The organism is Nocardia amamiensis (assembly GCF_015477605.1).
Classification (GTDB): Bacteria; Actinomycetota; Actinomycetes; order Mycobacteriales; family Mycobacteriaceae; genus Nocardia; species Nocardia amamiensis_A.
The window spans coordinates 1-14,991 of record NZ_JADLQX010000043.1; the positions used below are offsets into that span (position 1 = coordinate 1).

Consider the following 14,991-nt stretch of genomic DNA (forward strand, 5'->3'; position numbering starts at 1 on the left):
TCGGCCAGGTCCCCGAATTCGTCGACCCGAATACCGCGGCACCCGCCAACAATGGTGGGACAGGCGGTGGTGGGGGAACCGGAGGCAACAACGGCGGCAATGGCGGCGGGAGCGGCAACGGCGGCGGAGGCAACAACAGCGGCGGACCCGGCACAGGCGGAAACAGCGGCACCGGCGGCGGATCCGGAAGCGGACCCGGCGGCGGCAACGGCAACGAAGCCAGCGGCAACGGATCAGGCGCGGGTTCGGGCAGCGGAAACGGCGGGTCCAGTGGAAACGGCGGCCCGAGCGGCGCACCCTCGGGCAGTCCCGGCCAGGGCACCGGTCCGAGCGGTGCCCCCGGCGCCAGCGGCGCTCTCTCCACCTCCGAGATGCTCAGCATGTTCTCGGAAGTGTTGCAGCTCATCACTTCCGGCATCACGACTCTCGCGCAACTCGGCAATCAACTTGCCGCGCAACTCGGCCCGGGATTGCAGGCGCTGACCAAAGCTGTCGAAGACGGCACCCTGACGGTGAAGCAGGCATTGGCCGAGGCTGCCGAGCGGATCGGCGAGGAGATAGCTGAGGTCGAGGAGCTACTCCTCCCACCGGGTGCGACCGGTCCGATCGAATCGCGGGCGCTGTTGCCCAGCCCGAACGAGGCACTAGAACTACTTCAGCTGGGGGTACTAGGACGTGCGGCGGGCAATCAGCCCGCGGTATTCCAGGATTTCACGACGGCGAGGTCGACCGATGACGGCGTCGGCGAGCCGGGATCGGCGGGCGTCCCGGGTATCACGGCGGAGGGTGGCAACTGATGGAACGGACCTGGCGGCTCACCGGCCTCGATTACCTGGTGCTGCGTGAACGATTGGTCGGACGCCGCACGAGCTGGCCGTTCGCCTACGTCGCCGACGTGAAGGGACATTTCGACTTCCAATTCGTCAAGGCTCGGGTCTGGGGTGAGCTGCAGGCCGCGTGGGACCCCGCGCTGGCCGAGGTCATGGTGAAGTCGATGCAGGCCGATGTGCGGATCGCGGTGCTCGCCAATGATGAGAGCGCGCCCCATGATCTGGCCCGTCAGTGGACGATGGCGGGCAAACTGTTCGGCGACCGAGCGATCCTGGTCGAGGGATTCCGCGTGCGGTCGCCCTATAGTCACGACGAACTGGTGATCACCGAGTGCGATGCGGTGGAGCTCGCACGGGTGATCGTGGACAAGCTTCCCCCGATGGCGGCGGGCAGCCAGTCGCAGATCGAATTGCTGAGCTCGACGGCCGAGCCCGCGTTCGATCACTGGCACGGTCGCAGTTCGCTGTTCGACGAAGGCGACAGCGATGTCGATACCCGGAGCCGCGAGTGGCAGGCCGCGCCGAAATCCACGGTCGGCCGGATCGAGATCACGCACGGTCACTCGAATTTCGGCCCGAGCGGCCAGGTGACCAAGTGGATCTTCTGGGAAGACCATCCCGGCGATGGCCGCTACATCATCGATGCCGGGCCGCCGGTGGCCGCGGTCGCGACCGATGCCGAACGGCTGGTGCGGCTCATCGAACGGGAATGCGCTGAACTGCAGCGCATCCGGGGGGACGAGTCGCGCGGTGGAATCTCCCGGGTCAGCGTCTACGACGACGGACTTTGAGATGACCGATCCGAACCGATTGCGTTGACTGGAGTCGACATGGCACTGGATTCCGATGTCTCGGACAACACCAAATGGGCGAGCTTGGCCAACGCGGAGCTACTGCTCGAGGCGGGCACGGCGCAGAAGTGCGCGCAGCACGTCGAGGACATGCTCAATGTCGTTGTCGGCGTGCACACCTGGGTGCAGGGCAACTATGAACGTGCGAGTCCGGTGTTCGCCGCGTGCGTATCGGGGGTGCAGATGTGGGCCCTGTTCAACTCGAAGATCGCCACCGAGTTGCTGGAACGCATGGATCGGCATCGCAACATCCTCACCAATATGGGCAACACGTTTCTCGCCGCGGGCAAGAAATACGACCTCACCGAGCACAACTCGGCCGTGAGCTTCGAGGGAATCTCCTTCGACAGCCCACCGGGCACCCCTCCCAGCGGAGCGCCCAAATCGGTGAAGATTCCCCGGCATTCGAACAAGCCGGATACCACGACGCTCTACGACCCGGCCTTGTTCTGGCCCGAGGCGGGCTCGCAGCTGGATTGGTCGGTTTTGTACAACGTCGGCCAGTCGATCAATGCGCAGGCGGTCGCCGACGCGGGCGGTGTGTGGTACTGGCTGTCCAAGGGGTTGGACCGTGGTTTCGACACCCTGCGGACCACCATCGCCGGTGCGTCGGATCAGTGGACCGGCGCGGGTGCGGACGCGGCGATTCTGGCGACGACGCAGTACGTACTCGCCTCCGAGCAGCTCACGACGGATATGAATCTGTTGGGTGACTCGCTGGTGTTCAGCTCGGGCTGGCTGCAGCAGACGAAGAACGGCATGCCGCAGACCCCCGAACCACCGCCCGCGACGACCACCTCACAGCAGACGCAGAACGACGCGGACCTGCTCCGGTTCCAAGAGCATTTCCAAACGCATTACACCGAGAACTACATGCATTTGACGACCCATATCGTGGCGCTACCACAGCCGAACGAGGTGGTGGCGCCGAGCCTGGACGTCGGCGGGACGGCGCCGACACCGATCGATGCGCTCGACACGCCCGGTGCAGACGGGTCCGGCGGTGATTCCGGCGACGAGCCGCCGACCGGCCCCGCCAACAACGGCGGTGACGCACCGCCCGTCGGCGATACTCCGACGGGCGGTGACAACCCGCCCGTCGACGGCGACGATCCCTCCTCCGGGCTCCCGAATCCCGAACCCGAAACGGGACCGAACACCCCGAACCTGCCGGAAGGGCTGGAGGACAAACCATTCGAGACGCTGAGCAACCTTTCCGACGACCTGACCTCGGAAAAATCGGGCAGCACCCCGTGGCTGATGAATTCCGCCCTCCTGCCGCCCGGAAACGTCCCGTTCGTCGGCAAGGGCGGTGGCGGCGGAGGTGGGACCGGTCGCGTATTCGCCCTGGAACAGCTGAAAAACCAGGAGGCCAAGCTGTTCCCCCGCCTCACCGCCGTTCCGGACGAGAAGTTGCCCGGGCGGGCCGGGCCCGCTGGTGGGCGCGAACCGGGTGTCCCGTTCGGCGGTCACCCCGGCCGCCCGAATGGCGAGGAGAAGGAGAAGAAGCGGTCCGAACTGCTGGATTCGACCGAGCATCTCGACGAGGCGCTCGGGCAGCACGGGCGCGGCATCAGACCGGTGCTCGATCGGTGAGCCGCACCTGGCAGCTCACCGATACCGAACTGATCGCGCTGTGGGACAGGCTCTTTCAGGACCGGCTACCGTCGCCGCTGTTCGCGCTGAATCGCGGCGACAACACGCGGGACTGGGCGCGACTGGCGGCGGCGGCGCTGGCCGGGCTGGCTGAGGCGGCTGACGGCGGTCTGCACGACGCCCTCACCCGGGTCGCCCACGCCGATATCCGGGTCACCGCGGTGGCGTTCGACCCGCGCGATTGCGGCGACCCCGCCGGCCAGCTTCGCCTGGTCGGAGCCCGGCAGGGCGACGTGGCGACCCTGATTCGCCAGCTTCCCGGCGAAACCCGTTGGCACAGTGGCGGTTATGTCATCAGCAGTGGCGATGCCGATCGGCTGGCCGGTGCGGTGGTCGGCGCGCTCCCCGCTCGGGTGGCCGGGCGGGGGTCGGACACTCCTTTGATCACCAGCCCGGCGAGCGCGGAGGTCGACCACCACTACGGCCGGTCTCCGGTCTACGACAACTATGCGGCCGATCGCGCCAGCGCGGCGTGGCTGCGACGGCCCGCGGAGCGGCTCGGAGTGATCGAAACCCGTATGGGCAGTTCGATCTTCGGGCCGCGCGGCATCACGCCCTACCGCATCGAATGGCGAGATCTGGTCGATGACGGCCGCTACGCCGTCGCCGAGACGGCAGGACCGGTCGCGACCGCGGTCGACCGGACGGCGCTGGCGACCATGATCGCCGCCGATATCGCGACCGTGTCACAGACCATGGAGGACGAGCGACGTGTCTGAACAACCCCCGAGAATCGACGCCGAGTGGTCCGCGGACTCGATTTTCGGCGCCACGATCCACGAGAGCCCGGTCTTCGACGGGGCCGAGGCCGGGCGAGACCCGGAGACGACGCTCGATCGGGACGCGCCGGACCTGGAAGCACCGAAATCTGATTTCACGCCCTACTCGACCGGCGAGGCCGCATTGCGCGGTGGTGACATCATCGTGACCGCGACCGATTCGGCTGTGCCGCTGGCGGTTCGGCTCACCGCCGACCAACTCCGGCGCGACCCGGATGATCTCGGTGACGACATTCTGCGGCTGTGCAAGCTCGCGGCCAACCGGGCCGGCTTGCTCCGGCGTGCGTACCTGGCCGAGATCGGTGTCCCGGAATCGGCGCTGGACCTGCTCGAATTGCCGTCCCAGGACGCGGTCGAACACCACGAGCTCGCAGCGGAATTGGAGCACGGGTACGAACCGCACAGCTGGCTCGACCGGGATGGAGAGTCGTGGTGACAGATTTCGCTGCCCTCGAGGCAGGTGCTCGCGCACGACTGGATCGGATGCGACGGCTCGCCGCGGATCTCGCCGCTGTCCGGGTCGACCACACCGATGCCGACGGGACCATCACCGTCTCGGTCGACGGGGTGGGCCGACTGCTCGACGTCCGTCTGACACAGGGGATTTCGAGGCTGTCGCCGTCCGAGTTCGAACGGGTGCTCGTCGCCACCGCCGCTGCGGCGGTGCGGCGGGCTTTGGGAACGCGCGGACAACTGATCGAGGAATTCAACGGTCAGGTGAACAGCTAGCGCTGCCCTGCCGGCACGGCCGAGTCAACGGGCAGGTGAACAGCAGGGGCCGCCGCTCGCGCACCGCTTGCGGACACCGCGGCCCGAATTAGATTTCTGACGCGAGCCGTCTAGGTATCGAGATCACAGACCAGCCCAGGAGGGTACCGCGATGAACGTCCTCAATGTGCAACCGCAGACATTCCGCCGATACGGCGAGATTTCGGACGGGATGGCGGCGACGGTCGCCGTCGCGGGGGCCGTCGACCAGGCCGCTGTCATCGCGGCCATCGCTCCGACCTTCGGGTTGATCGGTCACGAATTCCTGACGAGTTTCGCCTACGCCCAGGCCAACCACTTCGCCGCACTGACCCAGCTCGTCGAAATCCTCACCACCACCGCCGATACCGCGCGGGTGGCCGCGGCTTCCTATGAACTGACCGAGCAGCACAGCGTGGCTTCGTTCGCTCCGCTGACGGGCACCGAACAATGACTTTCGCGCAACCCCTGGCGGCGCCGCTACATCCGACCGTTCTCGACGCGCTGCGAAATACGCCGGCCGCTCCGCTTCTCGATCAGCCGACCCAGCAGGTGCTGGCCGGCATCGGCTTGCCCGCGCTGCCGCAGTTTCCCGCTCTCCCGCCGCTGCCGGGTCTGCCGGTCCTCCCGCCGCTCGACCCGGCGGCACTGTTCAAACCGGTAACCGACCTGATCAGCGGCTATGGTAACGGCAATCTGGGCGGGGGGGAGTTCAATCCGCAAACGTTGATGCGGAATGTCACCGACGCGGTGCGCACCGCGATGCAGCTGGCCTCAACGGGCATTCAGCTGCTGCAGTCGATGGAGAGCTCGGGGGCGACGGCGGCGACCGCGGCGGCGGTCGACACCGTGGCGACGTCCGCATCGATCTCCGAGCAGGCCGCGCGTATCAACCTGACCACCGGTGGCGCCGCGGGCACCGTCGCTACCGGATATGCGCAAATTGCGGCGGTGGCAACGCGTTTCGCGCTCACCACCGCAGCGCTCGGGCCCACGCTGGTGACGCCGCCCGGCCAGGCGGCGCTGCTGGCCACCGCCATCGAGGCGGGCACCGAGGCGATCGCGATCACCGCCCAGACCAAGGCGCAGTTGCTGGCGCAGTCGGCGGAGATGACCGAGGCGGGCAAGCCGGTGCCGACTCGCCGCCCGAAACGTGCGGACCTCGGCAAAGTCCAGCGTTCGCTCACCCCAACGGTTTCGGCGGCCAGTCCCTCGGCGCCGGATGTGTCGGCGGTCAGTTCGCTGCCCTCCCCAGGATCGGCGTCTGCCACCGCCGGGGTCGCGCCCTCCTCGCCGAACCAGCCCACCGTGACGCAGTTGCTGTCGCAATTGCAGCAGGTGGTGACGCCGTTGCTCTCGGTCGCGCAGACCATCGGTAAAGAGGTCTCCGCGCAGTTCCCGGCCAAGCCTGCCGCCGACCCCGCGGCGCCGGCTCCGACGCGCTCCGCTACGGCAGCCGTGCCGGTCGGGTCGACGAGTGGGGGAGCGGCGGTCGCCCCGGCGGCGGCTCCGCTGGGCGGGTGGCAAGCCGAAGGCGTCATCGCGGCGACCGCGAGCCCGGTCGGCACGCCGCTGATATCGGCGTCGACCGCGACGTACTCGCATGAAGTACTCCCGCCTTTCGCCCCTGGCGCCGGCTCGACCGGCGCCGAGCGGGCCCGCTCGGCGGGCGGCCGACCGGAATCGCCGGTCGATGCCCGCTATGGCGACGAACTGGTCGGAGGTCACCCGCCCGAGACCGCGGCACCCGTCATCGGCGTGGAAACGACCGGCGACCCGGATACCCCATTCAGCCTGTAGGAGGCGAACTTTCATGAGCAGTATCGCGATAGATCACGAACTCGCCCGGATGGCGGCCGGTCGGCTGGACATGCTGGCCGACGGCCTGGAGAGCGGGATACTGCAGCGCGGCGACGCGCTGCGTCCGGTGCCGGGCGCCGCCGACCCGGTGTCGCGGCACACCGCGCAGGTGCTGCGACAGGTCAGCGGTTCGTTCGAGCAGTCCTACCTGGGTGGCATCGGCGAACTGCGCAAGATCGCCGCGAACCTGCGTTCCCATGCCGACCTCGTCGGGGATTCCGACGACGAAGCCGTGCAGTCGTTCCAGCGCCTGGCGTAGTACCGCGCGGCAGACACCGAGACGAGGAGTGACGCGATGGTCGAACTTCCGCACGCCGGATTCACCGGCACGATGTGGGACGCCGTACCGGCCGAGCAGTTGGCACGCGAGCTGATGACCGGCCCCGGCGTCGTGCCGATGGCCGAGGCGGGGCTTGCCTACGCAGCGCTCGCGCTGGGCCTGGGTGAGGCCGGTGCCGAGTATCGCGCCATCCTCGCCATTGTCGGGAACGCGTGGGGATCGGATTCCAGCGCGGAGGGCATCGCCCAATTGGCGCAGCTGGCCGACTGGTTCGACGACATCACCACCGCCGCCCAGCACAATGCCGCCACGGCCGCCGAGCAGGCCGCGGCCTACGAGATCGCTCAGCTCACGATGCCGCACGTGGACGAGGTGGCGGCGGCGGTGCGGATGGCCGAGGAGATGGTCAGCGGCACGCTGCTCGGCGCACCGCTTGCCGGACTGTTCGACACTGCCGACCATCAGGTCGATGCCCTGCGCGACCACGCCGCCCAGGTGATGCGCACCTACGAGGCGGGCAGTGACAAGCTGTCCGCGGCGTGGGAGCAAGAGGCGGCCCCTGCCGTCTCCGCGGGAGCCGCCCTACTCGCCGAGCAGAAGCAGACGTCGAAGCCGGTCGTCGACGGGTCATCGGGGCCGCCTCCGGACTCGCAGGCCGTTTCTCCTCCCGCACTGCAGTTTTCGTCGGTCGTCGACCTGTCGGCGCTGACTGTCGCGCCGACGCCGACCCTGATGGTCGGCGGTGAGTCGCTGGTGTTCACGCCGATCCCGCAACCCGTCGCGCCGATCGTGGCGGCAACGGCCGGCGCTCCTGTCGTGGCAACGGCCGCGCAGGTACCGCCACCGTCGATGCTCGCGCCGCCCACGAATTCGCCGGTTCCGGTGTCGCCGCAAGCCGGTCAGCGGGCGGTGGCAGCCGAGGCGGGAGCTCTCGGCGAGCAGATCGTCGTCCAGGCCGGGTTCGCCACCGCACCACCAGTTCTGGGCGGCGTAGCGCAGTCTCGTACCGCCGGGGCGTCGCAATGACGACCCTGACCGTCGATGCCGCCCTCGTCGTCGCCGAAAAGCTCGGCGCGCAAACCCTTCCGGTGGTTCTCGCCCTGCGCCCACGGCACAGTGAGCACGCCGACTTCCATGCCGCCCGCGTCGCCGCTGTCGCGGAGCTGTGTGGGCGCGGCGTGCTCGACGAGGACGGGAACGTCCTCGACGACGAGCTGACCACCGCATTGTTCGCCCTGGCCCGTCCGGAAAGGCAACTGGCCCTGCGGATCCGGCGCGATGGCGTGCATCGAATCTGCCTGGCCCGGCGCGGCCTGGACCACGCGGTGGCGGTGCGAGTGGGCGACGAAATCCAGATCGGCACCGTGTGGGGTGACGAGGATCCGGTGGCGTTGAGCCGGCCGCTGCTGGCCGCACTCGGCGCCCGTCCACCCGCGGACATCCCGGCGCTCACCGCCCCCACCGCCGAACTGCGTCGACGGCTCGACGACGCGGGAACCACCGAGGCCAGCGCCGCCTACCAGCTCGGCATGTCCGAATCGGACGCGCTGACCGTGGGAGTCGCACTGCGCCAGTGCATTTCGGTCGCCGAGTTGGTGTGCTACTCCCACCGTGACGGCAGCCCGGTGCGGTCGCCCGCCGCCGTCGCCGTGTACGACACCGCGGCCGGCCGGATCATCGGCGGCGGCAGCATGGCCCCTGACGGGCAACCGTGGACGACCTTGGCCCCCGGCAGTGATCGCCGGTTGGCCCATGTCGTCGGTGCGCAGATCGAAGCGCTGCCCGAGGGCCGCTGGATGCCGTAATCGATACGCGCATCCACCCATCGTCCGGAGTCACTTCTCCGGAATTCTCAACACATCATCATCCGAAAGGAAATGTCAATGGCTGACGCAGATCCTCTCCACCTTGATTTCGCCATTTTTCAGAAGTATGCGAACGCGTACGCCGACGTGATTCCGCCCATCGACAAGAGCGTCGACAACCTCGAGGCGACGGTGATCGCCGCGAAGAAGGATTGGGAAGGTGAAGCCAATGTCGCGTTCACCAAATTCGCCGACGAACTGCAGGCGAAGATCCGCAAAGTGAATGTCGATCTGGGCCAGGTCTCGGAGGCGTTGCGTACCGGTGAAACGAAGGTCGCGGCAACCGAAAACGAGAGCATGGGCGGGTTCACCACGCTGAACACGAATTACCTCTGACCGGAACCACCGAAACCACTTCTGAGAACGGAACCAGCACAATGTTGTACAACCCTGCGGGCGTCATCCAGCTGATCACCGATATGGACAACTACCACACGGCCATTACCGCGGAGCGGGAAAACGCGCAGAACGCGGCGACCTCGCTGGTGCGGGATGGCTGGCAGAGCGGCGAAGGCGGCGCCGCCGGCTCGTTCCTGGCCAAGCACAAGACCCTGATCGCCGACCTGGACGACCTGCTCGTACTGCTGAAGAAGGGACGTGACAACGTGCAGGCCGCGCTGGACAAGGCCCGGGCGACCGATCAGCACGTCGCGGACGACTTCGTCTGGTAGATCCGGCACCGAGGAGTCCCCGGGGGCCCGCCGCCAACTGGCCGCGGGCCCCCGTTTTCATGCGGATTGCAGGGCCGGCTCCGGTTGCGGCTCGACCTCGGTTTCGGCGTCGGTCCGAGCGCCCTCGAGGTACTCGACTTCCTCCCGGATCGAGACCACCTGGACGGTCAGTTCCTGGCCCGCGCTGCGAATGTGCACCCGCCCGGGCACGTCCGCCGATTCGATCAGCGCGACATCGGCGCCGAGCAGAACCGCCGCGGACTCCCGCGGCGAACGGACATGGACGGCCGTCGCTTCCGACACCTGCCCAGCCGAGGCGACACCGTCGTAAACGATCATCGTGGCCGCGGCCGTGTATCGCGCGCTACCGGGCGCGGGCAACGACAGCGCGGCAGGCGCGCCGACCGCCGCGACCAGGCATTCCCATTCCCGGGGGCGAACGCTGTGCACGATCACCTGCGCACCCACCGCGATCGCGCGCAGCACCATCAGTTGGGTCAGCCGCAGCGACCCGACGATTTCCACCCGCCGGACCGCGGGCCCGAACAGCGGCACCGCGACACCGAGCCCGTCATCGGTAGCGCCGATCACCTGACCACACCCCGCTGCCGGCACCGTGAATCGCGACATCGCCGCTGGTACTCCGCGCAGCGCGGCGGACGGCTCGAGGTGCCCGCCGTCGAGCAGGACCCGGCGCTGCAGTCCGCGCAACGGACGCAACCCGAGTTCGGCGGGCGGTTCCTCGGCGTCGTGATGACCGACGCCGGCCAGGTCGCGCCGCACGACCGCGCTCAGCGCGACCATGGCGCCGCGCTGGCCCGGCGAGTCCGATTCGACGGCCGGTGTCATGCGCAAGCGGGTCAGCACCGACTTGCCGGGCAGCGTCCACACCGTCGCGAGCACCTCCGGTTCGAGGAGCTGTGGCCGGACGGCGTACCCGGTCAATTCGATGTCGCCGCCGCGCAAGACCTGCCAATCCTCGGCCCACTGCTGTGGGTCGTTGTCGTGCAGGACGGCGGCCTCCGCGGCCGCCAGTTCGTCGGCGGTCAGGATCGATACCCTGACGCCGCTGGTGGCGATGCGACCCGCGACCCGGCGCGTCGCGACCAGGGCGGTGCGGATCACGCCTTCCTGTGCGCTGCCCCGGTTGTCGATCGCGCCGACGTTGTCGAGCGGGTCGAAACGCAGGACCAGCCAGACGTTCTGGGTAGCGGCGGCAGGCAGTGGCCCGAGCAGTTTTTCGTAGACCCGGACGACGTTGCGCGGGCCCTGGGTGCGGACACCGAGCGTGACAACGTCGACGGCGGCCAGCCGAATGTCGAACTGGGACAGGCACCGTGCCACATCGGCGAGTGAGATGGCCGCGCCCGCCTCGATCCGAGCCGATCCGAGCAGGGTCGGCCGCACCGCGGTGCGGCCGAGCCCGACCATGGTGATCAGGTGGCGGCCGTCCCAGCGCATGCCACAGCGGGCGCCGGCGGAGTCCGGGATATCGACATCGAACGGCTCCGGGCGTGGTTCACTACCACTACCGCGCCGATTGCGCCACCAGAGCGAGCCGCGCATTCCCAGAATTCGCCAAACATTGGTTTTCCGAACTCGGACGCCACCGAGCAACGCAATTGCGATCCCGATGCCGAGCGCCACTCGAATATCTGCGCCGAGGATGATGGCTATGGTGGCGGCCGTTGTTCCCGCGGCCGCCGAGGGCAGCACGATGGACAACGGAACCCGCGTGAACAGTTCGCTCCGACCTGAACTCAGCGGTGGCGGATCCGACGATTCCTGAGTATTTTCCGGCGGCATTGTCTCGCTCTTCATTCAGCACATCTCCATTCGGCGCGCACCTGTGTGGTGCGGTAGCCTCTCACACGCCAGACGAGTGTGCGCATTCAGCCACACGGTGTTCATGCGCACGGAGGAGTTGAAATGCCGGCACAATTGACGACCCGGGCGCAGGTCAATGGATACAGATTTCTGCTGCAGCGTTTCGAGCACGCGCTGGTTCGCCGCGATGTGCGAATGCTGCACGATCCCATGCGCATCCAATTCCGTTCCTTGCTGACCGGCTTGGTGCTGGCAGTGCTGGTGACCGCTGGCTGCGGCGTCCTGGCGTTCCTGCGGCCGCAGGGGCAACTCGGCGATGCCAAGATCATCATGGCCGGCGACAGCGGCGCCCTCTACGTCATGGTGGACAAGACCATGCACCCGGTGCTGAATCTGGCTTCGGCCAGGCTGATCACCGGTACCAGCGAATCACCGACGTCGGTAAAGGATTCGAAGCTGGCCTCGGTGCCGCGCGGACCGTTGCTCGGCATCCCCGGCGCCCCCGCGTCGCTGCCGGGGGCGGTCGATCGCGATCGCTCCGAGTGGACGCTGTGCGAAGACGCGACCGACGGTGTGCGCAGTACGGTTCTCGACGGCGTGCCACAGCTCGGCCCGCAGATCCGGCCGGGCAGACCGGATGAGGCGGTGCTCGCGACCTATGACGGCGCCACCTACCTGATCTACGACGGCAAGCATGCTCGCATCGATATGAGCAGCGATGCGGTCGTGGCTACCTTGCAGATTCGCGGGATGCGGCCGCGGCCGATCGGCGCCGGACTGCTCAACGCGACCGTCGCCGCCCCTGAACTCCTCGATCCGGAGATCCCCGACGCGGGTGCGCCCAGCGCCGTGCGCGGCGGCAATGTCGTTGTGGGGTCCGTGATTCGGGTCCAAGGCGTCAACGGCGCGCAGCCGTATGTGGTGCTCACCGACGGGGTGCAGAAGATTTCGGAGTTCACCGCGCAGGTACTGCGCGCGTCGAACTCGATGGGGCATACCGTCATTCCGCTGCTGTCCCCGGACGCGATCGGCGGTCTGCCGGTGCTGGACACCCTGCCGATCGGGCAGTTCCCGGCCGGCGTCCCGTCCATCGTCGCCATGGACACCGATCCGGTGGCCTGCGCGAGCTGGGCACGTGGCGCGAGTGATCAAGCCGCCACCCTGCGCTTGCTCGTCGGCAGGCAACTGCCGCTGGCGTCCGGCCGGACACCGGTGCGGCTCGTCGGGGGCGAGGCCGCCCACACGGCCTACATCCCCGCAGGAACCGGCGAATTCGTGCAGGTCACCGGTATCGAGCTGGACAGCACCCGGCGCGATGGCCTGTTCTATGTCACCGACACCGGCGTTCGATTCGGTATTCCGGACGCCGCGACGGCAGCCATGCTCGGCCAGACCGCCGAGCCGAAGCTGGTGCCGTGGCAGATCATCAGCCAACTGCCCGCGGGGCCGATGCTGGATCGCCAATCCGCCCTCATCGCCAGGGATGTCGTCCGCACCGACGGGTCGTAGCCGGTGTCCGCGGGTGACGAGAAGGTGAACGGCTGTGGCGACCAGATCGTGCCCGGTCGCCGCCCGTGCGTCGGCTGGGTACTTTCCGGGCAGTCGAACGCGAAGGGGACTTGCTGATGCCGCGGATTGTGGGCAGGCGAAACGATGGCGCCGTCGTCGTCGCTGTCGGCGGGGTGTGTGTCATCGTCGGATCCGACGCCCTCGACGCCGCCGGACACTGTGCGACCCCGCCGGAACAACTGCGGGTGATGTTGGTCAGCGCTACGGCCACTGACGCCGATTGCACCGTTACCGACGAGCCGATGCCCGCCGGTCTGCTGTCGGCGGCGCAGCTCGCAGCGATCCTGGCCTGGGAGGTCGGGTTCGTCGAGGGCGAACCAGGCGACAGTGAGCGTCCCGGACTGAGCGGTGCTGAAACCGAACTCTACCTACGCTATCGACCCGATACCGGGGACGCCTATCCGAACAGTCTGGCCGTGGCGGAGGTCGACCGCCCGTTCTTCTCACTCGAACCCGTGCCCGCACCGGTCACGCCGTCCGATGCGCTCGAGTTCACCGACCACGAGTCCGCGCCGCTGGTTCAGCTCTGCGCATCGATGGCCCACGTCGAGGATCTGTCCGCCGCCGGGGTCGTCGCCGCGGCAGCCGAAGACCTGATCGACCGCGTCAGCTATGCCGAGACGGTCGAGGAGTTCTATCCGGCACTGGCGCACGCGGTTTCGGCGCGGACGGTGCCCGCTCCCGCCGTCGAGGCGGCCGACGGCGTCGACCGGGACGAGATCCTGGGCTTCTTCGGCCGCCTGCTGGCGGAGCTGGATCGGCGGCGGCCCTGGCCGGACCCGGTCACGGTCGCGGTCGACCCGCACACCTGGCCGACGCCGGGGTCGAGCAGGCTCATCGGCTGGGTGGATATCGGCATCTCGGCCCTGGAGTGGGCGGTGAAGGCGGGCTTTGCCGAGGTTCCCGACGACGATCAGGCGTTGCTGGTCTTGCGTTTACGGACTGGGCAGCTGATCGCGCTGGTGGGGGAGCAGGACCCGGACCCGGCCCGGTTCATGGTGCTGCTGCCCGATCTCGACGGCCAGCAAGATCCCGTGGCGGTGATCGCGTATCTGGCGCGATACGCCGGACTACGGGTCGAATTCGATGAACGGGCGGCGATGGCAGAGGTGGCGGCACAGTGATACGACCGGAGAACGCGAGCGCGGCGGCCGATGCCGCTGATCTGATCGACGCCGTGGGCCGGGCGCTGAGCCAGATGCGCGATCTGCGCGGTGCCCGCGACGCGCTGACCGCGTCCGCCACCGTGGAACACGGCCGAATCACCGTCGTGGTCAATGTTTCCGGCTCGATCATCGAGACGTACTACGCCGAGGACATCAACACACTCAGCTATGGCCAAATCGCCCGCGCGACAGTTCAGGCGGCGCAGGCTGCGGCCGCGAAGGTGGCCGCCAAGCAGGAAACGCTCCTGGCCCCGGCAGCCGAGCTGCGTTCGCGAATGCCCAAGCCCGAGGATCTGTTCGCGGGCCTGGCCGAGCTGCGGGCGCAACTGCCGACGCACACACCGGCACCGCTGACTCCGCCGTCGGAAAACACGCTGAACGATCGTCGAAATGATGGTCATCGAATTCTGGACCGATAAGTCGCCCGCCGAATTCTCCAGCGCGACAAGAGGACACCCACCATGGATGACGATTTCAATGCTGCCGTTGAGGGATTTCAGGCCAAGATGGCCGAAATCGCCGGTCTGCAAGCCGCACGTGCGCTACTGCTCGGCGTAGGCACCACGGCGCGACGGCGGGTGCGCGTCACCGTGAATGCCGACGGAATCGCCACCGACATCAAGTTTTCCGGCGCGATCGGCGAATTGACCCCGGCGGAACTCGCCGACGCTGTCACCGCGGCGTCGCGGGCGGCCGTGCTCGACGTCGCGCGCAAGGCCAAGGAACTGATGGCGCCGCTCGACGTCGACCAGGCCGAGGCGCCCAAACTGGACGACCTGTTCGCCACCATCACCTCATTGCGCGATCACCTGGGCTGATGCCGACCGCGGTGGGCCCGCGCCGTGCCGACTGGCGAGATCGCCACCGATAGTCGAGACTTCCGATCGGGG

General features: G+C 68.1%; 18 protein-coding genes. 17 read left to right on the top strand and 1 reads right to left on the bottom strand.

Annotation, left to right across the window (positions count from 1 at the left end; genetic code table 11):
• The 13 genes from IU459_RS33430 to IU459_RS33490 all read left to right on the top strand — a co-directional run.
• Nucleotides 1-797, top strand: a 797-nt coding sequence (locus IU459_RS33430) for a hypothetical protein (RefSeq protein WP_195133596.1), incomplete at its 5' end; no start/stop codon positions are given.
• Nucleotides 797-1,621 carry an ESX secretion-associated protein EspG gene (locus tag IU459_RS33435; RefSeq protein ID WP_195133597.1) on the top strand — a complete coding sequence of 275 codons (825 nt, stop codon included), beginning with the start codon at nucleotides 797-799 and terminating at the stop codon, nucleotides 1,619-1,621. The genes IU459_RS33430 and IU459_RS33435, both read left to right, overlap by 1 nt.
• Before the next feature lie 39 nt (nucleotides 1,622-1,660).
• On the top strand, nucleotides 1,661-3,277 hold the full coding sequence (locus IU459_RS33440) for a hypothetical protein (RefSeq protein ID WP_195133598.1): 1,617 nt from the start codon (nucleotides 1,661-1,663) through the stop codon (nucleotides 3,275-3,277).
• Complete coding sequence (locus tag IU459_RS33445) at nucleotides 3,274-4,056, top strand: ESX secretion-associated protein EspG (protein WP_195133599.1); 783 nt, start codon at nucleotides 3,274-3,276, stop codon at nucleotides 4,054-4,056. The genes IU459_RS33440 and IU459_RS33445 overlap by 4 nt, the downstream gene beginning before the upstream one ends.
• A complete protein-coding gene (locus tag IU459_RS38905; protein WP_228838877.1) occupies nucleotides 4,049-4,552 on the top strand; it encodes a hypothetical protein in 504 nt (167 codons plus the stop codon). The genes IU459_RS33445 and IU459_RS38905 overlap by 8 nt, the downstream gene beginning before the upstream one ends.
• On the top strand, nucleotides 4,549-4,845 hold the full coding sequence (locus IU459_RS33455; RefSeq protein ID WP_324199126.1) for a YbaB/EbfC family nucleoid-associated protein: 297 nt from the start codon (nucleotides 4,549-4,551) through the stop codon (nucleotides 4,843-4,845). Before IU459_RS38905 ends, IU459_RS33455 begins: the two co-directional genes overlap by 4 nt.
• 151 nt (nucleotides 4,846-4,996) lie before the next feature.
• A complete protein-coding gene (locus IU459_RS33460; RefSeq protein WP_195133600.1) occupies nucleotides 4,997-5,317 on the top strand; it encodes a type VII secretion target in 321 nt (106 codons plus the stop codon).
• Nucleotides 5,314-6,663 (top strand): hypothetical protein, encoded by a 1,350-nt coding sequence (locus IU459_RS33465; protein WP_195133601.1) that lies wholly within the window; start codon nucleotides 5,314-5,316, stop codon nucleotides 6,661-6,663. Before IU459_RS33460 ends, IU459_RS33465 begins: the two co-directional genes overlap by 4 nt.
• A 13-nt stretch (nucleotides 6,664-6,676) precedes the next feature.
• Nucleotides 6,677-6,982: a PE domain-containing protein gene (locus IU459_RS33470; protein ID WP_195133602.1), complete on the top strand. Its 306-nt coding sequence runs from the start codon at nucleotides 6,677-6,679 to the stop codon at nucleotides 6,980-6,982.
• A 36-nt stretch (nucleotides 6,983-7,018) separates the two neighbouring features.
• A complete protein-coding gene (locus tag IU459_RS33475) occupies nucleotides 7,019-8,029 on the top strand; it encodes a PPE domain-containing protein (protein ID WP_195133603.1) in 1,011 nt (336 codons plus the stop codon).
• Entirely contained in the window at nucleotides 8,026-8,808 is a 783-nt protein-coding gene (locus IU459_RS33480; RefSeq protein ID WP_195133604.1) for an ESX secretion-associated protein EspG, read from the top strand. Before IU459_RS33475 ends, IU459_RS33480 begins: the two co-directional genes overlap by 4 nt.
• A gap of 78 nt (nucleotides 8,809-8,886) precedes the next feature.
• Complete coding sequence (locus IU459_RS33485) at nucleotides 8,887-9,204, top strand: WXG100 family type VII secretion target (RefSeq protein ID WP_195133605.1); 318 nt, start codon at nucleotides 8,887-8,889, stop codon at nucleotides 9,202-9,204.
• A 41-nt stretch (nucleotides 9,205-9,245) separates the two neighbouring features.
• On the top strand, nucleotides 9,246-9,539 hold the full coding sequence (locus IU459_RS33490) for a hypothetical protein (RefSeq protein ID WP_195133606.1): 294 nt from the start codon (nucleotides 9,246-9,248) through the stop codon (nucleotides 9,537-9,539).
• Nucleotides 9,540-9,596: 57 nt separating this feature from the next.
• Here IU459_RS33490 and eccE read toward each other — a convergent pair whose 3' ends face one another.
• Nucleotides 9,597-11,360, bottom strand: a complete 1,764-nt coding sequence (gene eccE / locus IU459_RS33495; RefSeq protein ID WP_195133607.1) for a type VII secretion protein EccE — start codon at nucleotides 11,358-11,360, stop codon at nucleotides 9,597-9,599.
• Nucleotides 11,361-11,468: 108 nt separating this feature from the next.
• Here eccE and eccB point away from each other — a divergent pair, with 108 nt between their 5' ends.
• The 4 genes from eccB (at nucleotide 11,469) to IU459_RS33515 (ending at nucleotide 14,919) form a co-directional block, all read left to right on the top strand.
• Nucleotides 11,469-12,875: a type VII secretion protein EccB gene (gene eccB, locus IU459_RS33500; protein ID WP_195133608.1), complete on the top strand. Its 1,407-nt coding sequence runs from the start codon at nucleotides 11,469-11,471 to the stop codon at nucleotides 12,873-12,875.
• Between the two features lie 116 nt (nucleotides 12,876-12,991).
• Complete coding sequence (locus IU459_RS33505; RefSeq protein ID WP_195133609.1) at nucleotides 12,992-14,059, top strand: hypothetical protein; 1,068 nt, start codon at nucleotides 12,992-12,994, stop codon at nucleotides 14,057-14,059.
• Nucleotides 14,056-14,520, top strand: a complete 465-nt coding sequence (locus tag IU459_RS33510; protein WP_195133610.1) for a YbaB/EbfC family DNA-binding protein — start codon at nucleotides 14,056-14,058, stop codon at nucleotides 14,518-14,520. Before IU459_RS33505 ends, IU459_RS33510 begins: the two co-directional genes overlap by 4 nt.
• Before the next feature lie 42 nt (nucleotides 14,521-14,562).
• Nucleotides 14,563-14,919, top strand: a complete 357-nt coding sequence (locus tag IU459_RS33515) for a YbaB/EbfC family nucleoid-associated protein (protein ID WP_195133611.1) — start codon at nucleotides 14,563-14,565, stop codon at nucleotides 14,917-14,919.
• The last annotated feature ends 72 nt before the right edge of the window (nucleotides 14,920-14,991 follow it).